Annotated in this window: 24 protein-coding genes; 13 read left to right on the forward strand and 11 right to left on the reverse strand. The window is 60.5% G+C overall.

Annotation, left to right across the window (positions count from 1 at the left end; genetic code table 11):
- The first annotated feature begins 17 nt into the window (after window positions 1-17).
- Complete coding sequence (locus ACFSQT_RS20815) at window positions 18-716, forward strand: CBS domain-containing protein (RefSeq protein ID WP_379021620.1); 699 nt, start codon at window positions 18-20, stop codon at window positions 714-716.
- Window positions 717-874: 158 nt separating this feature from the next.
- Window positions 875-1,820, forward strand: a protein-coding gene (locus ACFSQT_RS20820; protein ID WP_379017129.1) for an IS630 family transposase whose coding sequence is annotated in 2 segments (ribosomal slippage) — window positions 875-1,213 and window positions 1,215-1,820 — 945 coding nt in all. Because the reading frame shifts where the segments join, the coding sequence is not laid out codon by codon here.
- Between the two features lie 12 nt (window positions 1,821-1,832).
- Here the strand turns inward: ACFSQT_RS20820 and ACFSQT_RS20825 are convergent.
- The 3 genes from ACFSQT_RS20825 to ACFSQT_RS20835 form a co-directional block, all read right to left on the reverse strand.
- Window positions 1,833-2,381, reverse strand: coding sequence for a hypothetical protein (locus ACFSQT_RS20825; RefSeq protein ID WP_379021622.1), 549 nt, complete (start codon window positions 2,379-2,381; stop codon window positions 1,833-1,835).
- Between the two features lie 253 nt (window positions 2,382-2,634).
- Window positions 2,635-2,904: a DUF6455 family protein gene (locus ACFSQT_RS20830; RefSeq protein ID WP_379021624.1), complete on the reverse strand. Its 270-nt coding sequence runs from the start codon at window positions 2,902-2,904 to the stop codon at window positions 2,635-2,637.
- Window positions 2,905-3,047: 143 nt separating this feature from the next.
- Entirely contained in the window at window positions 3,048-3,860 is an 813-nt protein-coding gene (locus ACFSQT_RS20835) for a universal stress protein (RefSeq protein WP_379021626.1), read from the reverse strand.
- Between the two features lie 222 nt (window positions 3,861-4,082).
- Here ACFSQT_RS20835 and ACFSQT_RS20840 point away from each other — a divergent pair, with 222 nt between their 5' ends.
- The 4 genes from ACFSQT_RS20840 (at window position 4,083) to ACFSQT_RS20855 (ending at window position 8,000) form a co-directional block, all read left to right on the forward strand.
- Window positions 4,083-5,597 (forward strand): PAS domain S-box protein, encoded by a 1,515-nt coding sequence (locus tag ACFSQT_RS20840; protein WP_379021628.1) that lies wholly within the window; start codon window positions 4,083-4,085, stop codon window positions 5,595-5,597.
- Window positions 5,584-6,198, forward strand: a complete 615-nt coding sequence (fixJ, locus tag ACFSQT_RS20845) for a response regulator FixJ (RefSeq protein WP_379021630.1) — start codon at window positions 5,584-5,586, stop codon at window positions 6,196-6,198. Before ACFSQT_RS20840 ends, fixJ begins: the two co-directional genes overlap by 14 nt.
- A gap of 435 nt (window positions 6,199-6,633) precedes the next feature.
- Window positions 6,634-7,080, forward strand: coding sequence for a pyridoxamine 5'-phosphate oxidase family protein (locus ACFSQT_RS20850; protein WP_379021935.1), 447 nt, complete (start codon window positions 6,634-6,636; stop codon window positions 7,078-7,080).
- 281 nt (window positions 7,081-7,361) lie between these two features.
- Window positions 7,362-8,000: a helix-turn-helix domain-containing protein gene (locus ACFSQT_RS20855; protein WP_379021632.1), complete on the forward strand. Its 639-nt coding sequence runs from the start codon at window positions 7,362-7,364 to the stop codon at window positions 7,998-8,000.
- A gap of 94 nt (window positions 8,001-8,094) precedes the next feature.
- Here ACFSQT_RS20855 and ACFSQT_RS20860 read toward each other — a convergent pair whose 3' ends face one another.
- The 4 genes from ACFSQT_RS20860 to ACFSQT_RS20875 form a co-directional block, all read right to left on the reverse strand.
- On the reverse strand, window positions 8,095-9,108 hold the full coding sequence (locus ACFSQT_RS20860; RefSeq protein WP_379021937.1) for a zinc-binding alcohol dehydrogenase family protein: 1,014 nt from the start codon (window positions 9,106-9,108) through the stop codon (window positions 8,095-8,097).
- Between the two features lie 73 nt (window positions 9,109-9,181).
- Window positions 9,182-10,048: a sugar ABC transporter substrate-binding protein gene (locus ACFSQT_RS20865; RefSeq protein WP_379021939.1), complete on the reverse strand. Its 867-nt coding sequence runs from the start codon at window positions 10,046-10,048 to the stop codon at window positions 9,182-9,184.
- 142 nt (window positions 10,049-10,190) lie between these two features.
- Window positions 10,191-10,976 (reverse strand): ATP-binding cassette domain-containing protein, encoded by a 786-nt coding sequence (locus ACFSQT_RS20870; protein ID WP_379021634.1) that lies wholly within the window; start codon window positions 10,974-10,976, stop codon window positions 10,191-10,193.
- On the reverse strand, window positions 10,973-12,025 hold the full coding sequence (locus tag ACFSQT_RS20875; RefSeq protein ID WP_379021636.1) for an ABC transporter permease: 1,053 nt from the start codon (window positions 12,023-12,025) through the stop codon (window positions 10,973-10,975). Before ACFSQT_RS20875 ends, ACFSQT_RS20870 begins: the two co-directional genes overlap by 4 nt.
- Before the next feature lie 165 nt (window positions 12,026-12,190).
- Here ACFSQT_RS20875 and ACFSQT_RS20880 point away from each other — a divergent pair, with 165 nt between their 5' ends.
- Entirely contained in the window at window positions 12,191-13,087 is an 897-nt protein-coding gene (locus tag ACFSQT_RS20880; RefSeq protein ID WP_379021638.1) for a GntR family transcriptional regulator, read from the forward strand.
- A 61-nt stretch (window positions 13,088-13,148) separates the two neighbouring features.
- Here the strand turns inward: ACFSQT_RS20880 and ACFSQT_RS20885 are convergent, their stop codons facing one another.
- Both ACFSQT_RS20885 and ACFSQT_RS20890 read right to left on the reverse strand, forming a co-directional pair.
- Window positions 13,149-13,742, reverse strand: coding sequence for a DJ-1/PfpI family protein (locus ACFSQT_RS20885; protein WP_379021640.1), 594 nt, complete (start codon window positions 13,740-13,742; stop codon window positions 13,149-13,151).
- 299 nt (window positions 13,743-14,041) lie between these two features.
- Window positions 14,042-14,743, reverse strand: coding sequence for a GntR family transcriptional regulator (locus ACFSQT_RS20890; protein ID WP_379021643.1), 702 nt, complete (start codon window positions 14,741-14,743; stop codon window positions 14,042-14,044).
- A gap of 223 nt (window positions 14,744-14,966) precedes the next feature.
- Here ACFSQT_RS20890 and ACFSQT_RS20895 point away from each other — a divergent pair, with 223 nt between their 5' ends.
- The 3 genes from ACFSQT_RS20895 to ACFSQT_RS20905 are packed head-to-tail and all read left to right on the forward strand — an operon-like array spanning window position 14,967 to window position 18,527.
- A complete protein-coding gene (locus tag ACFSQT_RS20895; protein WP_379021645.1) occupies window positions 14,967-16,193 on the forward strand; it encodes an iron-containing alcohol dehydrogenase in 1,227 nt (408 codons plus the stop codon).
- A gap of 18 nt (window positions 16,194-16,211) precedes the next feature.
- Entirely contained in the window at window positions 16,212-17,696 is a 1,485-nt protein-coding gene (locus ACFSQT_RS20900) for an NAD-dependent succinate-semialdehyde dehydrogenase (protein ID WP_379021647.1), read from the forward strand.
- Between the two features lie 9 nt (window positions 17,697-17,705).
- Complete coding sequence (locus tag ACFSQT_RS20905) at window positions 17,706-18,527, forward strand: alpha/beta hydrolase (protein WP_379021649.1); 822 nt, start codon at window positions 17,706-17,708, stop codon at window positions 18,525-18,527.
- Window positions 18,528-18,824: 297 nt separating this feature from the next.
- Here the strand turns inward: ACFSQT_RS20905 and ACFSQT_RS20910 are convergent, their stop codons facing one another.
- Window positions 18,825-19,511, reverse strand: a complete 687-nt coding sequence (locus ACFSQT_RS20910) for a GntR family transcriptional regulator (RefSeq protein WP_379021651.1) — start codon at window positions 19,509-19,511, stop codon at window positions 18,825-18,827.
- Window positions 19,512-19,593: 82 nt separating this feature from the next.
- On the opposite strand from ACFSQT_RS20910, the gene ACFSQT_RS20915 reads away from it, so the two are divergent.
- Window positions 19,594-20,736: an enolase C-terminal domain-like protein gene (locus ACFSQT_RS20915; protein WP_379021941.1), complete on the forward strand. Its 1,143-nt coding sequence runs from the start codon at window positions 19,594-19,596 to the stop codon at window positions 20,734-20,736.
- A 173-nt stretch (window positions 20,737-20,909) separates the two neighbouring features.
- Here ACFSQT_RS20915 and ACFSQT_RS20920 read toward each other — a convergent pair whose 3' ends face one another.
- Window positions 20,910-21,335: a DOPA 4,5-dioxygenase family protein gene (locus ACFSQT_RS20920; protein WP_379021653.1), complete on the reverse strand. Its 426-nt coding sequence runs from the start codon at window positions 21,333-21,335 to the stop codon at window positions 20,910-20,912.
- Between the two features lie 169 nt (window positions 21,336-21,504).
- Between ACFSQT_RS20920 and ACFSQT_RS20925 the strand changes: the two genes are divergently transcribed.
- Both ACFSQT_RS20925 and ACFSQT_RS20930 read left to right on the forward strand, forming a co-directional pair.
- A complete protein-coding gene (locus ACFSQT_RS20925; RefSeq protein WP_379021655.1) occupies window positions 21,505-22,053 on the forward strand; it encodes a glutathione peroxidase in 549 nt (182 codons plus the stop codon).
- A gap of 118 nt (window positions 22,054-22,171) precedes the next feature.
- On the forward strand, window positions 22,172-22,972 hold the full coding sequence (locus ACFSQT_RS20930) for an SDR family NAD(P)-dependent oxidoreductase (RefSeq protein WP_379021657.1): 801 nt from the start codon (window positions 22,172-22,174) through the stop codon (window positions 22,970-22,972).
- Window position 22,973: the final 1 nt, after the last annotated feature.

Here is a 22,973-nt window from a genome sequence, read left to right on the forward strand (position 1 = left end):
TATTGGAGGAGGCAGACATGCAAGCCGAAGCCATAATGACCGCACCGGTCATCGGAATAGAACCAACGGCGTCAATCTCCGATGCAGCAGGATTGATGCTGTCCAAAAAGTTCAGTGGCCTTCCCGTCATTCGCAGCGACGGCACGCTGGTGGGCATTGTCAGCGAGGGCGATTTCCTGCGCCGGGGAGAACTCGGCACCAACCGCAAACGCTCACGCTGGCTGGAGTTTCTTGTGAGCCCCGGAAGGGCCGCTGACGAATATGTTCAAGCCAACGGACGCCGTATCGAGGAGGTGATGACGACGGATGTCGTCACGGCATCGCCTGACGCATCGCTGCCCGAGATCGTCGAGCTCATGACGCGCCATCGCGTCAAACGCATTCCGGTTGTCGACGATGGCAAGGTTATCGGTATGGTCACCCGCTCCGATCTTCTGCGTGCGCTGCTGAGTGTCTTGCCCCGATCGGCTCCGGCAGCCATGGACGACGAACGGATCCGTCAGGACATCATCGCCGAGCTTGCGAAGCAGAAATGGGCCGGCAAGGACATGATCGACGTGACCGTGGACGAAGGGGTGGTGGAACTGAGCGGCGCCATCTTCGACGAACGCGAGCGGCAGGCGGCCATTGTGGCCGCCGAAAACGTCGCCGGCGTAAGGGCAGTGAAGGACAGCCTTTTCTGCGCGGGGCCGCTGTCGGTGGTGCTTGTCTCTTAGTTCAGCACCACAAGAATTTGCGAACGCATGATGACCCCAGCATTCAAATTGGAAAGACGTCCGCGTTGAGCCTAGAGCGGTTTGCGTTTTGTCTGAATCAGGATTCCCAAGATTGAGCAAATCAGATTCGATGTTCTGACCGTTGGAGGTCGGGACAGATGGCCAAGCCTTATTCGATGGATTTGCGGGAACGGGCACTGGCTCGCCTTGAAGAAGGCGAGACGAGCCGAGAGGTGGCTGCGGCGCTGAAGGTGGCAGTTTCGAGCGTGATCAAGTGGGCGGCGCGCAAGCGTCGGCTGGGCAGTGCGGCACCCGGCAAGATGGGCGGTCATCGACCCTATCTGATTGACGGGGAGCATCGTGCTTTCGTCCTGAGCGAGGTCGAGCGGGATGCCAACATAACGCTTCATGAATTGACGGCCGCACTGGCTGACCGGGGTCTCATCATCCACCCCGCCAGCGTCGGTCGCTTCTTGCATCGCGAGGGCAAGAGCTTCAAAAAAAACCGTTCTGCCGGCTGAGCAGCTCAAGCCGAAGCTGATGCGTCGGCGGGCGCAATGGATGCGCTATCAGACCCGCATTGACCCAACGCGCCTGGTCTTCCTGGATGAAACGTGGGTCAAGACCAACATGGCGCCGTTGCGTGGCTGGGGTGTGCGCGGCAAGCGGCTGATGGCTCACGCGCCATATGGTCATTGGAAGACGATGACCTTCATCGCCGCGCTGCGGCATGATCGGGTAGAGGCGCCTTGGGTCATTGACGGACCCATCAATGCGCAGGCCTTCCGTGTCTATGTCGAAACCGAACTCATCAAGACACTGAAGCCGGGCGACATTGTCATTCTCGACAATCTCGGGTCTCACAAGGGCCAAGCCGTCCGCGACATCGTCAGGGCCGCCGCAGCGCGGCTCTTCTTCCTGCCGCCCTACAGTCCAGATCTCAATCCAATCGAGAAGCTCTTCGCCAAGCTCAAGCACTGCATGCGACGTGCCGCCAAACGAAGCATCCAGGCCGTACACAACGCTATCGCCCGCACCCTCGACGACGTCACCCCAAATGAATGCAACAACTACATCGAAAGCGCAGGCTATAAGTCAACCTAAATGCGAACCGCTCTAGGTCGCAGCCATCGCTAGCAACGGTCGAAGCAGCAACAAAGCGAATGCGATAAGCGCCGCACCCGCGACCCTGTCTGCCATCTCTTTGCCTCCATTCAGCTGCCTGCCGAGCAAAAGCCACGTCGATCCGGTGGCGGCTGTGATCACCAGAAGTACGATCCAGAAGAAGCCCAGTTCGTACGGCCTCGCGTCCACCGGCACGATTGCCAGACAATAAATAAAGGCTTTCGGATTGAGGGCAGTCGTTACCAGAACAGAACGGCTATCCCCGTCTTCGGACGCGTCGATCCGGCCGCTGCCTATCAGGCGCAGGCCAAGAATTACGAGCCATAAGGCTGCGACCAGCTTGAGTACCTGGATGGCGCCGGATGGCAGCAAGGGTCGCAGCGAAAACCAGCAGGCCGCAGCGATCCCGTATCCGCAGGCTTGTGCGACCAAAGGTGGAATCGCCTTCCGTCGCTTGGCCGCGCCCGCCATCAGAAGGGCATTGGTCGGCCCGGGCGCGATAAAGAGCAGAAATGCTTCCAGAAAAAATAGATCGTCCAAACTGCCTGGTCCCATGGGATGCAAATCTATCGGCATAAATTCCGTTTGCGTCGACTCTCGTCAAACCCTGCCGGGCCGTCAAACGCGTTTCTCGGCGATCGCCTGACGCATCGTTGACCGAGATCTTCGAACGCGCGACGCGCGTCAAGCGCATTCTCCGGTCGTGGACGGTGGGAAAGTTGTTGGCATCGCCATCCGCTCCGACCGTCCGCGCGCCTTGCTCAGTGGCCTGAGACGCATTTGTGGTGAACTTCTAGCGTTGGCCGGCCGCGTGCTGCAACCGTGCGATCAGATCGCGGTTGCGGCAATAGTCTGGCGGGTCGTCAGCGTGCTCGTGTTCGTCAAGCCAGGTCGAGCATTCGTCCTGGTGCCCGCAGGAGCGGCAGCGGTCCGCCGCGCGATGGGTGACAGCGGCATGGTCCGCCACGACCTTCAACTGTCTGTCGACGCCAAGCTTGCGCATCATGCGATCCATCAACGCGGTCCTGGCGTCAACGGAAATCAGGTAATCGAGAAGGTTCATGTCGATCGCTCCTTGCCTCTTGGCGATCATTGCCATGCTGGCAGCTGCTGCATTGATCTCGGTCAACAGGCGGCCCGCTCCGGTCGATCATTCCAGCTTGTGACCGCAAGCGGCGGATTTGACGTTCCTGATGCGGCCGGCGGTCAATACGACATGAAGCGATTGATGCCGCTCTCATGGATCAGCGTGCGCGTGACGCCGCCGAATGCCCATTCTCGCAGGCGGCTATGCCCATAGGCGCCGGAGACGATCAGGTCCGCATGGATCGAGCGCGCAAATGTCAGCAATCGATCGCCGTCGGCCTCGCCGGCAATCAGTTCGGTCCGCGCCATGATGCCGTGATGTTCGAGAAAAACCGCCACATCGGCGAGACTGTCACGAATGCCTTCGTCGCGGTCGGTATCGATTTTAGCAACGACGACTTCATTGGCCTTGGCCAGAAATGGCAACGCATCCGCCATCGCCCGCCGCGCTTCCCGGGCGTCCTTCCAGGCAACCAGCACGGTTTTTGCCATGACATGTTCGGTATTGCTCGCGGCAACCAGGACCGGCCGACCAGCACCGAGTGCGAGGCTGCCGACATCCACGGCGCGAAAGACATTTCCCCCTGTCTCGCTGCCGGTAACGATAAGATCGGCGGCTCGGGCGGAAACACTCAGGAAGCGGGTCGGGCTGCAGACGGCTTGGCCCCATTCGCTGAAGATTGATGCCGGAACCAGTCTCTCGAATTCGGCGCGCAGTTCGGCGAGCCGCTTTTCGATTTCCGTGCGCTGGATCTGCATGATCTCCCCCTCGTAGACCATGCCATCGCCTGTCGCGACCAGTGGCGGGACATCTGCCGCCGCCAGGCCGATGAGACAGGCCCCAAACCGTTCCGCAAGCTCGACCCCCAGCTTCACCATGGGTGCAGGAGGTGCATCGACGGCAAGGTTCACGATGATTGACTTGTAGGACATTGCACGGGCCTTTCACTGAAAAGATCGAATGCATGATGAATGACATTCGCCAGCGCCCAACGCCTTGATGCGCGTCAAAGGATCCGCCAAGCACTTCAAACTTCTGCCTGAATCAGTTTTGCGTGCGCGGCCGGGAGTGATAGTTAGCCTTTGTTGCATGTGTGCCGAACCCAGGGGCCTCAGGTGAGCCAAAGCGACGCGGTTTTGTCAGCCGGCGGGACGATGCTGAAATCAGTCTTGTCGCAAATGTTCGAGCAGGCTCCGGGCTTCATGGCTCTGATGCGCGGACCGGACCATGTCTTCGAACTGACCAATGCCGCCTACCAACGGCTGATTGGCGACAGGCGGGTGATCGGAAAGTCGGTACGCGAGGCCCTTCCCGAGCTGGAAGGGCAAGGCTTCTTCGAACGGCTGGACCAAGTGTACAAGACCGGCGAACCGTACAGAGGCCAGGGCATGAAGGTAGCCCTTCGCAACAAGGACGACGAGCCGGCGGAAGAGCGCATCCTGGATTTCGTCTATCAGCCGATCAAGGCCGACGATGGCCGCATCGGCGCGATCTTCGTCGAAGGCACGGATGTCAGCGAACTCTCCTTTGCGAATGCCGCACTTCGACTGCGTGAGGATCACCTGCGCTCGATCCTGGCAACGGTGCCAGACGCAATGGTCGTCATCGACGAACAAGGCCGCATCCAATCTTTCAGCACGGCCGCGGAAATGCTGTTCGGCTACAAGTCCAGCGAAGTCATAGGCCAGAATGTCAGCCTGCTGATGCCGTCGCCTTATCGCGCCGAGCACGACGCCTACCTGCACCGCTATCTGACGACCGGCGAGCGCCGGATCATCGGGCTTGGTCGCACCGTCACGGGGATGCGCAAGGACGGTTCGACCTTTCCCATGGAGCTTTCCGTCGGCGAGATGCATCCGGGAACCGGACGCTTCTTCACCGGCTTTTGCCGCGACCTGACCGAGCGCCATCGGGCAGAAGCAAGAATACAGGAGCAGCAGCAGGAGCTTCTCCACATGGCGCGGTTTACCGCGCTTGGCGAAATGGCCTCGACGCTCGCGCATGAGATCAACCAGCCGCTGACGGCGATCACGAACTACCTCAAGGGCAGCCGCCGGCTTCTCGAGAAAAGCACGGAAGAGAACGCACCAATGCTGAAGGAGGCGGTCGAGAAGGCAGCGGAACAGGCCTTGCGGGCGGGAAATGTGATCCGCCACCTTCGCGACTTCGTTTCAAGAGGTGAAAGCGAGCGCCACGTCGAGCGCCTGCCGGCGCTGATCGAGGAGGCGTCATCCCTGGCCCTGGTTGGCGCAAGGGAAGCCGATGTGCGTGTCAGCTACCAGCTCGATCCTGCGGCCGAACTGGTCTTGACCGACCGCATCCAGATTCAGCAGGTTCTGCTCAACCTGATGCGCAACGCGGTGGAGGCCATGCAGGGAACGGTCCGCCGCGAGTTGCACGTGATGACCGTTGCCAGGGACGACGGAATGGCCGAAGTGAGCGTGATCGATACAGGGACTGGCCTCGCGCCGGAGGTCTCCGCACAGCTTTTCCAGCCTTTCGTCACCACCAAGAAGCAAGGCATGGGTGTCGGCCTCTCCATTTGCCGTACTATCGTCGAATCGCACGGCGGTCATATCTGGGCCGAGGCAATGCCGTCTGGAGGAACCGCTTTCCGGTTCACCTTGCGCGTCGTGGACAAGGAAGAGATCGCCAATGGCCGGGAATGAACTCGTGCATGTGGTCGACGATGATGTCGACGTTCGCAAGTCGCTTGGGTTTCTTCTGGCCACAGCCGACTTTGCAGTGCGCCTGCATGAATCCGCGACAGCCTTCCTGGCCACGGCAACGGACAATGTCGACGGTTGCATCGTGACCGATGTGCGCATGCCGGGTATCGACGGCATCGAGTTCCTGCGCCAGTTGAGAACCCGCGGACACAGGCTTCCGGTTATTGTCATGACAGGCCATGCCGATGTGGCGCTGGCCGTTCAAGCGATGAAGGAAGGCGCTGCCGATTTCATCGAAAAGCCGTTCGACGACGACATTCTGATCGAAGCGATTCGTTCAGCGCTGGGCAATCGCAATCGAGTCGATGCAACCCATCCGCAATCCGCGGAGATCCGCGGGCGCCTGTCAACGCTTTCGGAGCGGGAGCGGCAGGTGCTGGATGGCCTTGTGTCGGGACTGCCCAACAAGACGATCGCCTATGATCTGGGAATCAGCCCGCGGACAGTCGAAATCCATCGCGCCAATGTCATGAGCAAGATGGCCGCGAGCAGCCTGTCACATCTGGTTCGCATGGCGCTGATCGTGGACCCCAGGAATTAAGGCGATTGAGGAAGGGAATTGCCGATATTTGTCGGCGCCCTCTGTGAGTCCCAGTCGCGCCAATGGGTCGGGTGAATGTCGACATATGCGCCGGTCGCGGCGCTCTTCCATCCATTCCGTGTCTTCCTGCAGGGAAATACAAGCACATGCTCGCCATCCTCGTCGAGGACGGCCAGTTCGAGATCGCTGTCGAACGGAGCGCTTAGGATCGGTTTCCACATCCCCCCAGGATGCGCAAAGTGCCAAGCCCCCGCCTTGATTTGAATCATTTTCCGACAAACCAAATGCATGCCACATTGAGCCGGCAATCATGTGCGTTGCCGGACCGACCGCTTGATCACGATCAATGTCCGCCTTGGGGGTCAAAACCATGACACTGGCAGGGGTGTTGAAACCTCGGTCCAGCGCAGCCTCGAAAAGCAGGAGATCGCGCCAATGTTGATCCGCACTCTTTCCGTGCTGGAATGCACGAAATTACTGACCGCCAATCGTGTCGGCCACCTGGCCTGCGCGAAGGACGGCCAGCCCTACGTCGTGCCGATACACTACGCCCATTCGGACAACCACCTTTATGCGTTTTCCATGTTGGGCAAGAAGATCGAATGGATGCGTGCCAATCCATTGGTCTGCGTTCAGGTCGATGAGCGCGGCGAAGGGCGAACATGGAGAAGCGTCGTCGTCCACGGCCGCTATCAAGAACTTCCCGACCGGATCGGTCACAAGGTGGAGCGCGACCATGCGTGGTCGATGCTGAGCAAGCATGCCGATTGGTGGGAGCCTGGCGCTCTGAAACCGGTCGAACCTTCACTTGCCGACAGCACGCCGCATGTTTTCTTCCGCATCCATATCGAGCAGTTGTCCGGCCGGGAAGCAATGGAATAGCCTGACACGAACATCCAATGGACGACCGGTCATGGCCGACCTTGGCGCATTCGCCATTGGACGCCGAGCCACTACAGGCTTCGATTGCCGAGGATTCGCCGAGGCAATGCACAAGCCCCGTAGCAAAGCGGGCTGAAAGGATGCTGGGATTGCCCTGCGTTCAGGGCATGAACAGGCTTGCGTGGATTGCTCCTAAGTAGTTTCCCGTAGGGACATAACCGAATTTCGTGTGGCGCGGATTCGAGCGATTGCTGTGACACGGATCAACCAGGGAAACAGCCATGCACGCCTACGAAACCTCCAGAATTGCACTGCCCTTGAAGCCTGCCCAGCCGGCAAGCTACGGCTCGGCACCGCTGCAACCGATCAGCTTCTTTCCTGCCGGTTCGGAAATCTATGCCCAGGGCGAGAAGGCCGGAGCTTTCTACCAGGTCGAGTTCGGCGCGGTCCGTGTCTACCGCCTGCTTGCCGACGGCCGCCGGCAGATAAGCGCCTTTCATCTGGCGGGAGAGACATTCGGCTTCGAAGCCGGCACGACGCATCATTTCTTCGCCGAAGCGATCAATGCCACAGGTGTCCGCGTCTTCCGTTTGGCTGCCGGGACCGACATGTCGCATCAGTTGCTGCCGCTGGCGCTCAAGGGGCTGACCAGAGCTCAGGAACACCTGCTGGTCCTCGGTCGTCAGAACGCCATCGAACGCGTCGCTGCCTTTCTGATCGACATGGCGGAGCGGCAGGGCGGATTGCGGCAAATCGAGCTGCCGATGTCGCGCATGGATATCGGCGACTATCTCGGCCTTACCATCGAGACCGTCTCGCGGGTTTTCACCAAGCTGAAGGAGAAAGGCGTCATTCGACTGCTCAATCTGCGCTGCGTCGAAATCGTCAAGCAGGACGTACTAAGCAATATGGGCGAATGAAGCGCGGCTCGGTTCGTCGAGAGACGGTGAGTGAACTGCCGAGCGCGAAAATCCCGCGGTCGTCCTTAAGCGTACCGTCAGCGCGCGGATTCATCTAAAAGGCGATCACGGCCTTGATGAGCCCGGACTTCTGATGTGCCCAGCGAGAAATATCGTGCGGACTGTTCTGAAGGGTCGTGTGGTGCGTTATCAGCTTGGCCACGGGAATGGCACCATGGTGCATTGCCGCCATGACGTGGTCAAAGTCAACGCGAAGCGCGTTGCGGCTACCAATCACCATCATCTCGCGTTTGTGGAATTCTGGGTCGGAGAAGCTGATCTCGCCCTTGACGACGCTGACCATTACCAACGCGCCGCCATGCGCCACATAAGCGAAGGCGGCTTCTATCGAGGCCTTGCTGCCGGTGGCGTCGAAGACGAGGTCAAAGCAATCGCCATCGGTGCGCTCCCTCACCGGGTCGACGGGTGACACCGTCGCACCATCGATAACGGGAAAACCGAGTTGACCTTCGGCAAAGTCGAGCCGCTCCCTGCTCATGTCCATGATCGTCACCGCCTGGCCGGCAATACGCGCAAACAGTGCCGTGCCAAGTCCGATGGGTCCGGCGCCGATGACCAGCGTGCGTACGCCAGCAGCAAGCTTGGAGCGCCTCACCGCATGGGCGCCGATCGCCAAAAACTCGACAGCGGCCGCGTCAACGAATGACAGTCCTGCGGCCGGGTAAAGGTTGCCGGCAGGCACCAGCAATTCTTCACACATGCCGCCGTCGCGATGAACGCCCAACACTTCGATTGATACACAGCAATTTGGCTTGTCGCGACGGCACGCAATGCATTTGCCGCAGGCAAAATAGGGATTTACGACGACCCGCTCACCGCGCGCGATGGCAACGCCTTCGCCTACCGCGGTCACGGTGCCAGAGAGCTCATGCCCCATGATACGCGGATAGGCCAGGTAGGGATGCTTGCCTTCGAAAATGTGGTAATCGGTGCCACAGATACCGACATGGCTGATGCTGACCAGCGCCCATCCGGCGCCAGGCCGGCCTGGAGCGGGGCGATCCTCGAAGATCAGTTCGCCGGGCTTTCGGCATATGAGCGCTTTCATGCGGACCGTCTTCCTGAAATGTTCCAAAAAGAACCCGGCGGTTGAGACAGACCGCCGGGCCAAGGTGTGGAGCCTATTCGAAGTCCTTGACGTTCTGCGGCGTCACCAGGCCGGCGCCGGTGTCGACATTGGCCTCCACGGTTTCCCCGCGGATCGCCTTGACCACCGTGTCGATGCCAAGTTCACCCATTTTTGCTGGAAATTGCGCGACGCTGGCGTCTTCACCGCCCGATTTGATCGCTTCGATCTCACCACAGCAGGCGTCGAAGCCGACAAGGATGATCTTGTCGTTGGCGATGCCCGCATTGCTGATCGACTTGACGGCTCCCGGGATTGGCGGGCCACAGGCCGAGTAGATCGCCTTGAGATCGGGATTGGCGGTCAGGATATCCTCGGTCACGGACGTGCCGAGCTCGAGCGTGCAATTGGTTGCACCCTTGCCGACGACGTCGACCTTGACGTCGCCGAGGCCCTCCATCATGCCGGTGACCCGGTCGTCCAGCGCCGGCACGCCGGGAACACCTTGCAGGATGCCGATCTTGTCGCCGCTCTTGAGCACGGTCTTCAGGTACTCTCCGGCAATCTTGCCGCCGTTGAGATTGTTGGTCGAGACCAGCGCCGTCTGACCTTTCCAGTCAGGAATGCTGTTGTCGACGAGAACCACCTTGATGCCGGCGGCGACGGCCTTGTCGAGCGCTGGCGCAACGGTCGGATCGACCGGAGTGATCGCCAGACCCTTGACGCCTTGCGTGATCATGGATTCGATCAGCGCGATCTGGCCTTCAATGTCGGTAGCCGCCTGGCCCTGGCCGGTGACCAGCTCGATCTCCGGATGAGCGGCCGCGTATTTCTTGGCGGCATCTTCCATGGTCGAGTAGAACGGCACCGGGAATTTCGTAATCAGGCCGACCTTGACCTTGTCGGCGGCCGAAGCCGGCATCGCAAACGCAACGGCGATCGCCAGCCCAGCGAACAGTTTTCGGTTCATTGGCATTCCATTCCTCCCTTGGAATTGAGGCGTCTTCCGGCGGAAGTCGCTTCAGGCATTTGCGGACCGGAACGGTCCCCAAATCTCGATCGGGTCAGGCTCCAACGATCATGGAAACCAGCTCCTGCTTGTTGTCCTTGGTCGGCACCAGTTCACCAACCTTGCGGCCCTGGCGAAGCACCACGGCGCGATCGGCAAGCTCGACGACATGCTCCATATTGTGGGTGATCAGGATGACGGCGTTGCCCTGGTCGCGCAGGGCGGCGACCAGGTTGAGCACCTGCCGCGATTCACGCAGGCCAAGTGCGGCCGTCGGCTCGTCCAGGATCACAACCTTGCGGGCAAATACGGTCGACCGGGCAACGGCGATGGCTTGCCTTTGTCCACCCGACATCATGGCGACGACGGCGTCCAGCCGCGGCAACGTGACCTTGAGGTTTGCCAGCAAAACGCGGGTCTCGGCGTCCATCCTGCGCTGTTGGAGAAATCGCAGGCCGCGCGGAAGCCATTGCGGCCAGGCCAACTCGCGACCTGCAAAGAAGTTCTGTCCGGGCGTCAAATTGTCGAACAGCGCCAGGTCCTGGTAGACGGTTTCGATGCCGGCAAAGCGTGCATCCGCCGGCGAGCGGATCTGGGTTTGCAAACCGTCGAGAACGATGGCCCCGGTGTCGAGCTGATGGACGCCACTGATGCACTTGGTCAACGTCGACTTGCCAGCGCCGTTATCGCCGAGAAGCCCGAGGATCTCGCCGCGCCGGACCTCGATGCTGACATCGTCCAGCGCCAGAACCGAGCCGAAACGCTTGGTAGCACCACGCACCGCGAGCACGGGGTGGTCGGCGGTGGCCGCATGATCGCCATTGGACGCAACGGCGCTCATGCTTGCCTCCCGGCCTGCACAACGCGCACGCGCCCTTCGAGGTAGTTGCGCAGCACATCGGACTCAACCGCTATGACAATGACCACGCCGATGACGATGAGCTGGAAGAAGACGTTGACGTTGAGCAGGTTGAGCGCGTTGCGGATGACGCCGATCATGATGGCACCGATCAACGCATGGCCAAGATGGCCGCGGCCGCCGAGAAAGCTGGCACCGCCGATGATCACCGCGGCGATCGTATCCAGTTCCAACAGATTGCCGAACAAAGGCGAACCGGCGTCGGTGCGGCCGGCAAGGATGACGGCGCCGATGCCGGCGCACAGCCCTGAGATCACATAAACCGAAACCAGGACCCAGGACACGGGAATGCCCATGCGCACCGCCGCGTCGGGCCGGCCGCCTACGGCATAGATCCAGCGCCCCCAGACCATCGTCTTGGCCATGACGAAAAGCAGCGCGGCAACGCCCGCAACAACAAAAACCGATCCAGGCAGACCCCAGACCGCCTCGCGGCCAAGCGCATCGATGGCATCTGGCATTCCTGGGATGGCGCGCCCATCGGCCAATTGGAGCGCCAGGCCCTTGGCGATGCTTAGTGTCGCCAGTGTGATGATGAAAGGATGCGGCAGCCGGCCGAAGACGTAGAAGAGCCCGTTGATGGCGCCGACCGCCGCACCGCAGCCAACCATCACCGCAATCACCGCGAAAGCGGGAGCGCCGGCGTGAAAGCTGAGCGCGCCGACAACAGAAGCCAGTGCAACGTTCGAGCCGACGGACAGATCGATACCGCGCGTCAGGATGACCAGATGCTGTCCCATCGCCACAACCGAGATGACGGCGGTCTGGGCGAGGATGTTGCTGAGGTTGCGCCCGGTCAGGAAATAGGGTGACAGAAAACTGAGAACGGCGATCAGCAGCAGCAGTATGATGACCGGGCCAGCGCTCAGCAGCGTCAGGCCGAGCGCCAAGCCAGGTACGGCTTCCGGCTTTTTCGAGGCCAGCAGTGCGGTCTCGCCGACAGCCGTGCCGGTGTTTCCCGTTTCGGGCAAATCTTCCTCCCCGCCGAAGCCATGCGGGCCTCGTCGTCAAAAACCGTTGCTGTATTTTAGGTTCTTCTTATCGATAAAAAACAACCGGCATCGCTCTCGGTCAAGTTGTTTTTTATGGATAAAGTTCATGCTAGAAAGAACAAGGTATTTCTTAGGGGAGGTCCGATGCGAACCGACACCGTCTACAAGAAGGCCTTCAATCGAACTGCAAGTATGCTGCGCGATGGACAACTGGTCGGGAACTTCCCCTCCGAGAATGAGCTGAGACGGCGAATAGGAGTCAGCCGCACGACCGTCCGGAAGGTTCTGCAGGAACTTGTTCACCGCGAACTCATAACTGAGCGCAACGGCATCCGGGCGGCGGGACGAGCGGTCGACGAAAATGACTACTATCCCGACGCCCAAACCACGTCACGGGCCAGGCATGTCGAACAGCAGTTCATGGAGTGGATGCTGCGGGGTGACACCAGGCCTGGAGCAAGCATCAAAGAACTCGAGCTTGCGCGGCAGTTCGGTGTCGCAACCAACGGAATTCGCGAGTTCCTGATCCGCTTCAGCCGGTTTGGACTGATCGAGAAAAGGCCGAATACGGGCTGGCTTTTCAAAGGCTTCACGGAGGATTTCGCACTTGAGCTGTTCGAGATCCGGGTGATGTTCGAGCTGCGCTCGGCGCATCTGTTTTCACGGCAGCCCGACAATTCTCCCCTGTGGGGCAAGCTCGCCGCGCTCAAGATTGCGCATACCGAACTGCTGAAGCGGATTGAAAGCCGCTTTCACGACTTTTCCGGCCTCGACAACCGGTTTCATCGGGTCATAAACGAGGCGTCACCGAACCGCTTCATCGACGATTTCTACGACATCATCAGCTTCATTTTTCACTACCACTATCAATGGAACAAGCAGGATGAAAAGCAGCGCAACCAGGCGGCGATCCTCGAACATCTCGCCTATATCGATGCGCTCGAAAGCCGCGACTCCGAGCGGATTGAGCGAGCGTGCCGAGGGCATCTGGCTTCGGCAAGAGCAACCCTGATGCGTTCGCTGATTGGATTTGATGAATGATGAAATCGACTCGCCTTTGAAGGGAACCGACGCATCCCCCGGGATGCGTCGAGACCAAAGCTCAAGCGTGACGGATTTCCGTTCCCAGCACCTTCAGGCATTCCCGGATGAACGCTGCAAGCGCCGTCCAACCCTTGGCCGAAACCATCGTCCCGTCCACATAGGCTTCGGTGGGAGTTAGATCGATGTAAGTGCCGCCAGCAAGCGTCACCTCCGGCTCGCAAGCCGCGAGCGCCGCCACCTTCTTGCCACGAACGACCCCGTCGACCGCAATCAGAATCTGGACACCATGGCAGATCGTGAAGATCGGCTTTTTGGTCTCGTGAAAATGACGCACCATTGCCTGCACGCGCTTGTCGGTGCGGATGTATTCGGGGCCACGACCGCCAGCGCAGTAAACGGCGTGGTATTGATCCAGCTGCTTCTCAGCGTCGGAGAAGGTCTTGTTGATCAGCGCATAGTGGCCGAGCTTTTCGGTGTAGGTCTGATCGCCTTCGAAGTCGTGCAGCGATGTCTTGATCACGTCACCGGCGTTTTTGTCGGGGCACACGACGTGGACGGTGTGCCCCACCGCTTCCATCGCCTGCTGATAGACAAAGATTTCATATTCTTCGGTGAACTCACCGGTCAGCATCAGGATTCTCTTGCCTGGCATGGTCGTTCCTTTCCTATGACAAGGGGGCGGGCGAGACTTGCGTTCGCCCGCCGATTTGGGTTTTCAGAAGGGTGAAACGGGGAAGAAGAATTCCTTGGCATTGGCCTGCGTGATCAACGGCGCATCCAGCTTGACGTTGCCCTGGACCGGTGACTTCCGAAAGCACCGTCACGGGACCATGCTGCTTGGAGAGATTTTCCGCCCGCAAGACCGGATCCGAACGCCTTGCGCGGTCACCCCCATGCAATTCGCCTCCCTTCCCTGCATCGATACGGGCCGCAATGGACATCGGGAGAGTCTCAGTCGAACGCCAGCAACAAACGGTCGCGGGAATGCTCGATATGACGACGCATCGCCTGCTCGGCCGCGGCAGGATCGGCCGCAGCGAAAGCAGCCAGGATGGCCTCATGCTCGTCGAGCGCCTCTTCGGTGACGCGCGAATGGAACATCAGGCGAAATATGTGGAAGTGGGTATGCTGGTGCGCCAGCGTCTCGCGCACGAGCTCGTTGTTGGCGAATTCCATGACCCTGTCATGGAAAATGGCGTCCTGGCGGGCAAAGTTGGAATACCGCAGGCGCTCGTCCTTGCCCTCACGACGCGCCATGACGCCCGCCGATTCCTGAAGCAGGGCGAGCTTTGCCTCGTCCATGAGGGCGGCTGCCTTGGCTGCGCCATGAGGCTCGAGCAACAGGCGAAGCTCGTAGAGTTCGTCAAACCGTCGCTTCGTGATCTGCGGCGCGGCACGGTAACCGATCAGATGCGTCTTCAGCACCAGGCCTTCGCCTTCGAGCCGGCCAAGCGCCTCGCGGATTGGCGTGTGTGACACATCGAACTCCTTGACCAGGCTGTCGACCGTGATCCGGGAACCTGGTGCAATCCTTAGCGACATGAGTTGCGCAAAAATCGCTTCATAGACGTCCTCAACCAAGCTGCCCGATCGCTGGATACGCCCGCCGGCGAGGTTCGTTTCGTCTGCAATGGGTAAGTTCATGGCCTGCATGTTTTGCCTCTTGACACATTGAGTTGCTAGCACGATGCTCCGGCGAATACAATCCTATATCCTATACGATTTTATAGAGGATATTTTTTGAGACTGTTTCGAAACAACGCAATGGCGCTTGCGATGGCCCTGCTGGAGCAGCGTGCCGCGCCCGCGGCCCATGCCCGCCTTTGGACCGAACTGAACGCCCTTCCAATCCAGACATCATCACAGGATACAGAGCATGAGCCTTTTCGCTGCCATAAGGCTGCCGAGTGAAATCCTCTTCGGGAAGGGCCAACGCCACATCATTCCGGCCGTCGCGGCAAGGCTGGGGCGTCGCGCGCTCGTCTGTACCGATGAACGATTTGCCGCCACAGGCCCATTCGGGGAGATCGTCGCGGCGCTGCGAGCCGCCTCGATCGATGTGTTCGTGCATGACCGTGTGCTACCCGACGTCCCCCGAGACACCGTTGCCGTCTGCGTCGAGGAGGCGCGGGAGTTCGCGCCCGACATGGTGATCGGCATCGGGGGCGGCAGTTGTCTCGACCTAGCCAAATGCGCCGCGTTGCTCATCAGTCACGGCGGCCAGCTCCAGGATTACTACGGCGAGTTCAAGGTGCCCGGTCCGACGCTGCCGTTGATCGCGGTGCCGACGACAGCCGGCACTGGCTCTGAAGTGACCCCGGTTGCAGTGATCTCCGATCCGGATCGCACGCTGAAGGTCGGCATCTCCAGCCCGTATCTGATCGCGGCCGCGGCTATCTGCGACCCTGAACTGACGATGACATGCCCGCCGGGATTGACGGCGATCGCGGGCGCCGATGCGCTGACGCATGCCATCGAGGCCTTCACCGCGGTCAGGCGCGGGACCGATCCCGGCCTTCCGCAAAAACATGTCTTTATCGGCAAAACCGCCTTGACCGATCATTTCGCACTGCTGGCGATCAAGCTGCTTGGCCGAAGCCTTGAAACGGCATACCGCCAGCCCTCCGACGAGGACGCCCGGGCCGACGTGATGATGGGCGCACTCGCGGCCGGCTGTGCGTTCGGAACGGCCGGCACGGCGGCAGCGCACGCCGTGCAATATCCGGTTGGCGCGATCACCCACACCGCTCACGGATTGGGTGTCGCGACCATGCTGCCGTATGTCATGAAGTACAACAGAACAGCCGCGGCAACCGAGATGGCCGAGATCGCCAACGCGCTCTCCCTCGATGGAAGAGGCCGGACGCCCGACGAGATGGCCGACGCGACCATTGGCGAGGTCAGCCGGCTGTTTGGGGCAATCGGGATCACCCCCTCGTTGGCCGAGTTGGGGCTGCCCGCCGAAAAGCTCGATTGGACGGCGCAACAAGCGATCGGCATCGAACGCCTCATCAAGAACAATCCGCGTCCATTCGATTTGGGATCCATGCGACGCCTGGTCCAGGCCGCCTTTGATGGCGACCTCGCCAGCTGTGCCATGTAAGCAACCGGGAATATCGAGATGAACACGTCTTCACAGGCTCTGGCGGATGATCAGGGCATCAGCGAGTTCCACACAATCTCGCACGGGCTGTATATTGGCGGCCAATGGCGGCAGTCCGCGGATGGCAGGGGAATTCGGGTCATCGATCCTTCGACGGAAGCCATCATAGCTGCCGTACCCGATGCGACCTTGGAGGACGCGGCCGCCGCAGTTGACGCCGCGGCCAAGGCAGCGCACGGCTGGCGGACGATGTCGCCGCGAAGGCGTTCCGAGATACTGCGGCGCTGCTTCGAGCTGATGACGGAGCGATCGGAGGCGCTGGCAACCCTTATTGCGCTGGAGAACGGCAAGGCCCTGCGAGATGCACGCGGCGAGATCGCTTATGCAGCGGAATTTTTCCGTTGGAACGCCGAGGCGGCGGTTCGCATTACCGGTGAATTCGGCACTGCCCCCTCCGGCACCAACCGCATCGTGGTCGACTACGAACCGATCGGCATCTGTGTCCTGATCACGCCTTGGAATTTTCCTGCCGCGATGGCGACGCGCAAGATCGCGCCGGCACTTGCCGCTGGATGTACGGTGATCCTGAAGCCGGCCAGTGAGACCCCCCTCACGGCCTACGCGCTCGCCGCGCTCTATCAGGACGCAGGCGTTCCACCGGGGGTAGTCAACGTCCTGACAACCACAAGTCCCGGCCCTGTGACGGCCGCCATGCTGGCCGATCCGCGAGTGCGCAAACTCTCCTTCACCGGCTCGACGGGTGTCGGGCGCGCTTTGCTGGCAGAGGCCGCCAAGCACGTTGTCTCGTGTTCCATGGAACTTGGAGGCAACGCCCCATTCATCGTGTTCGACGACGCCGATCTCGAAGCGGCGCTCGATGGCGCAATGGTGGCGAAGATGCGTAACGCCGGTGAAGCCTGCACGGCCGCGAACCGCCTCTACGTGCAATCCGGCATCTATGAAGCCTTCTGTGACGGACTTGAGAAGCGAATGTCATCGCTCATGGTCGGGGCGGGGACCGACCCGGACACGGAATGCGGCCCCATGATCACCAGAAAGGCGGTCGAGAAGATAGACCGCCTTGTCACTGACGCGGTCGCACGCGGCGCGCGGATCATGTGCGGCGGCTCCGTCCTGTCCGGAGGTGGATTCTTCTATCCTCCCACGGTGCTTCGCGATGTGCCGGGCGACGCAAGGATGGCACATGAGGAGATATTCGGGCCCGTGGCGCCAATCTCTAGCTTCGAAACCGAGGTCGAGGTCATCGCGCGCGCCAATGACACCGAATATGGGCTTGCCGCCTACATTTACACGCGCGATCTGGCGCGTGGAATGCGGGTGGCTGCCAGGATCGAGTCGGGCATGATCGCACTGAACCGCGGCCTGATGTCGGATCCGGCGGCGCCTTTTGGCGGGGTCAAGCAGAGTGGCCTCGGCCGCGAAGGTGGCCAGCACGGCATTTCCGAGTTCATGGAGGCGAAATACATCGCCGTGACCATCTGAGCAGACACCATGCTGAAAGATCCGTTTCGCATTCGCGATCATGTGGTCGAGTTCGACGACATCGTCGCCGAGATCGTTCGCAGAAGCGAGGATGCCAGGGCGAACCTTCCAATGGTCGCCGATGTCGCCTACGGACCCGATGCCACCGAAACCGTCGATCTGTTCTTTCCGGAGGGCAAACGAGATCGCCTGCCGGTGCACATGTTTGTGCATGGCGGCTACTGGAGAATGTTCTCCAAGCGCGACTATTCATACGTCGCGAAGACGATTACCAAGGCCGGGGCCATTGCCGTCATCCTCGACTATGCGCTGATGCCCAAGGTCAGAATGGCGACGATCGTCGACCAGGTGCGCCGCGCCAAGCAGTGGGTCCTGGCCAACATCGCCGACCATGGCGGGAGCCCGGCAGAGCTGACCGTCAGTGGTCATTCGGCTGGAGCACATCTTGCAACGTTTCTGTTCAACAGCGAGCAGACCCCCTCGAATGTGAGAGCCGCCCTTCTGCTCAGCGGGCTCTACGATTTGAAACCGCTCCAGGATTCCTTTCTCGCCAACGAGATCGGAATCACCGATCAGGAAGTCGCCACGTTCACACCGCTTGCCTACCGCCATGATGCTCAAACCAAGACGACGGTTTTGGTCGGAGCCGATGAGACGCCGCCTTTCCATCGGCAAGCGGATCGCTTCACAGCGAGCTTGCTGCGGGAGGGCTCGCCAGTAACGTCGCTCGTTCTTGCGAACCGCAACCACATGGACAGTGTCAGAGATCTGGGCGTGCCGGGAACCCAGGCTGGCGATTGCCTGGCGGACCTGATTGCACACACCCGCTGAGGCTGAATGTGGGACAACGTCGTTCCGCTACCCCCGCCGCCTCTAGGCTGCCCTGCCTTAGATGCGCTGCTCGCTGCCGGGATCGAACAGGTTGACGCTCGCCGGATCGACCGAAAGAAAAATCGGCTCTTTTCTGCGGCCTGCAAACCTCGGCGGCAGGCTTGTTCACCTGCACGCGACCTCCCCCGAAATATCAGATCAGCAAACTGATCGATCAATCGGAGTTGAGGTAGCACCATTCCCCCGCGCAACCACCGCGGAGCGCAACCGGCAAAACGACGGATCGCTACTGACGTGTCAGACGAGACCCAGGTTCCGCTGCATCGCGGCCTGGAAATGTGACTGCAGCTTTCCTTCGGCGGCGTCGGCATTCCTTGTGCCGCAAGCCTCAAGGATGTCGAGGTGCTCCTTGAGCGTCCGGACCATGATAGGTGTGGTGATCTTCCTGTCGAGCCGCAGCAGACGCAGATAATTGTGCATGCGTCGGTAGGTGCTATCGATCAGAGGATTGCGCAGTGCGGCGATGATTGCGCCGTGCAGTTCTCCCTCGAGCGCATCCATCTCCTCCAGTTGTTCCTTTCCGAGGCCATCTCGCTCGACGCGCCGAAGTAGCCGGGAATGCCGGATTTCCAAGGCATTCATGACGGCTTCATCGCCTTGCTCGGCAAAGACGCGGATCGCCGAGCGCTCAATGATGGCGCGGAATTGGTAGGTTGCGCGCGTAAGCTCCAGGCCGGGCCTGATGAACTGGATACCGGAGCGCGGGTGAATGGTCAGAATCCCTTCCGCCTCAAGAACACGCAGAGCGTCGCGAAGCGGGGCGACAGGCACGTCGACGATCGCGGACAATTCATTTTGCGAAATGAAAGCCCCGGCCGGAACACGCCGATCGAACAAGCCCTCCAGTATCCGCTCATAGGCAACATCGCTCATGCGGGTGCCTGCCGCGAGGGGATGAGAGACGGTTTTTGCTTTGCCCGCCACTTGCGACACCTCCGTTGGTCCGATAATAAGATGCGATCTGATAGATCAGTTGATCATTGTAAACGATCAGAAAGCCTTTGTGATGAGCCTTTCGCATTTTCGTATAACCCGATTTCAGTTCGCCCGCGACCGGATAATCGGGGACAGTCAGGTTCGAGCGGACGACGTCAACGTCGCCGCGCTGGAACTCGTTTCCGAAAGTGGCGAGGTGGGCCTGGGGTTCATCCAGACGCTCTTCAATCCGCTGCCTGACCAGACGGAGATCGAAGCTGTTTTCGAACACGAGGTTTGGCCGACCCTGAACGGACACAAGGCGATCGCGCTGGTTCACCGTGTGAACCGCCCGCGCGGCGGCAATCAACGGGGCTACACGCTGCCCTTTCACGAGGCGGTTCAGGTGGCGCTTTGGGATCTTGCGGCGAAAGAAGCTGGCCTGCCCCTCCATGTCTTGCTCGGCAGTCGCCGCAACCGGGTGAAGGCCTACGCCAGCGGCCTCGATTTTCACCTCGACGATGATGCCTTCGTCACGTTGTTCTCCCACGCGGCGTCGCTCGGCTACTCCGCTTTCAAGATCAAGGTCGGCCACCGGGATTTCGACCGCGATCTGCGACGCCTGGGACTGTTGAAGACCTGTGTGCCGGCAGGGTCCAAAATCATGATCGATCCGAACGAGGCTTGGAACTCGAAGGAGGCGCTCATGAAACTGGTGGCGATCCGCGATGCCGGCCACGATCTTCTCTGGGTCGAGGACCCGATCCTGCGTCACGACCATGAAGGGTTGAGAACACTCAGGCATGCCGTGACATGGACCCAGATCAACAGCGGCGAGTATCTGGATCAGCAGGGCAAGCGGCTTCTTCTGGAAGCGCATGCGGCCGACATCCTGAATGTCCACGGTCAAGTGACGGATGTCATGCGTATCGGCTGGCTGGCCGCGGAACTCGGGATACCGGTCAGTATAGGCAACACTTTCCTGGAAGTCGGCGTGCACATGGCGGTCGCACTTCCTGAAGTCGAATGGTTGGAATATTCATTCCAGAACTTCGATCATCTGGTGGATCAGCCCATCGAAATCCGAGATGGTTACGCTTATGCGCCCGATCGACCCGGCCACGGACTGGTGTTATCGGAAAAAGCGCGCGCCGAATGGATGAGGCCAAAGCGCCTGGCACGGTCGGAATTGGGCACTGCACCAGAAAATCCACGCCTTCCGAAGAAGAAGTGAGTTGAGATAGACGTGGGATGCTGGTCGATGGGAAGGCCGCGCTCGGCGCGGTCAAGGCAGGAGATTTTGTGCATACCCGAACACTGATCGGGGCGTGCGCCTGGCGACGCGCTTCAGGCTTTTGTTTTATGCATGTCGTTTCCCAAAACCGGGCCACTTTTGGGCGGCATGCATTAGGCCACGACGGTCGGTGTGGTGTTGGGGAGCAACGCCTCCTCGGCCTCATGCTCGTCTGGAAGACTTTCCCCGTGAACGAGCAGCGGCGTTCCTATCCAGATCGGATCAATCAGATGGTCCCGCCGCGGGTTCGTGGTGTTCGGATGGACGAGAATGCTGAGGCCGCGATGGTTGAGCATCAGCCACGGCACCAGGCTGGTGAAAACGTCGTTTGGGAATGAGACCTGAAACATCGATTGGTCATGCGGCCCGACCTTCTCGTCATGCCAATTCCCGAGCCGAACGAGAAAGCGCTCGCCGATCGCGGCGCGCAGCCATTCCGCGACTGGGCGGGTCTTCAGTCGGTCGTAATAGACATGCGCATGATAGCTGGCGATTTCCGAAAGCAGCCTTGGCGCATCTTTCTCGTCGGAAAGGCCCATTTCATATCTCCCACAGGGGCTCATGACCCAACTTATTCCGGCGGCCAAGATACTTAAAGGCTGTCTCGAAAGATGCCCAGCAATTTGGTTCTGGAGAACAGCTTTCCTTGACGGGAGCGGCTAGGCGACCAATGTACGGGGGCCATCTTGTCTGCAGGATTTTTTGCTTATGACAGCCTCGATCTACGATATTCCGTTCAGCCGCGCCGACGGCTCGACCACAAGCCTTCGTGAATATGCCGACAGGGTCCTGCTGATCGTCAACGTCGCCTCCAAATGCGGCTACACCAAGCAATATGATGGGCTGGAGGCGCTCTACCGCTCCTATCGCGACCAGGGTTTTGTGGTGCTCGGCTTTCCGTCCAATGACTTCGCCGGCCAGGAACCGGGCACAGACGCCGAAATCCAGGAGTTCTGCCGGTTGACCCATGGTGTCGAATTCCCGGTGTTCGCCAAGATCGCGGTGAAAGGGCCACGGAAGCATCCGGTCTATCAAGCGTTGATCGAGGCGCTGCCGAAGGCTGTCTTCCAACCGGGTAGCACGCTGGCGGCCCGGATGGCCGGGAAAAGTGCCGCGCCCGGACCCGACGAGGTGAGTTGGAACTTCGAGAAGTTTCTGATCGACCGCAAGGGGATCGTCGTCGCCCGCTTTGGCTCCGACACCGAGCCGCAGGACGAGGCGATCGTCGGCCCTCTCCGCAAGCTCCTGGCGGTGTGACGCAAGAAACAGTCTGCTGGTGCGGCCCTTCCATGGCTGCGTGCTGCATGGTTTTTTGGCACCGCCGCTTTGCAGCTTCAGTGGTAAAGCCACCCATCTAACCCAAGGAGAGTAGGCCATGGATCTGCAACTGGACGGCAAACGCGCCCTGGTCACCGGCGGCAGCAAGGGAATTGGTCGCGCCATCGCCCGGCAACTGGCGCTGGAAGGCGTCGATCTCGTCATCGCCGCCCGCAACGTTGCCGATGTGGACATTGCCGCGCGCGAACTGGCGACGGAGACCGGACGCAAGATCGTCGGACTGACCGTCGACACACAGGACGACAGCTCGGTCAGAGCGCTGGTGACTGGTACGGTCGCGGCACTCGGCGGCCTCGACATCCTGGTCAACGCCGCGGCCAAACCGGGCGGGCAGGCACCACCGCCGAAACTGGCCGAGATCACCGACGACCTGTTCTGGGATGACGTGAACGTCAAGGTGATGGGCTATCTTCGTACGGCGCGCGAGGCCGCTCCTCACATGGCCGCCGCGGGCTGGGGCCGGATTATCAACATAAGCGGCCTCGCCGCGCGCCAGACCGGCTCGATCGTCGGCTCGATCCGCAATGTTGCCGTCTCTGCCCTGACCAAGAATCTCGCCGACGAATTGGGCCCGAAGGGGATCAACGTGACAGTGGTCCATCCTGGCCTGACCCGCACCGAAAAGACCGCTCCCCTGGTCGCCGCCCGCGCGGCTTCGGCAGGCGTTTCGCCCGAGGAGATCGAACAACGTCTTGCCGCCAATGTCACGATCGGTCGCCTCGTCGATATGGCCGAGATCGCCGACGTCGTTGCATTCCTGGCTTCGCCGCGAAGCGTTGCCATCAACGGCGACGCGATCGCCTGCGGCGGCGGGATCAAGGGGCCGATACACTATTAGC

This window comes from Mesorhizobium calcicola, assembly GCF_042682105.1.
GTDB classification, from domain to species: Bacteria; Pseudomonadota; Alphaproteobacteria; order Rhizobiales; family Rhizobiaceae; genus Mesorhizobium; species Mesorhizobium calcicola.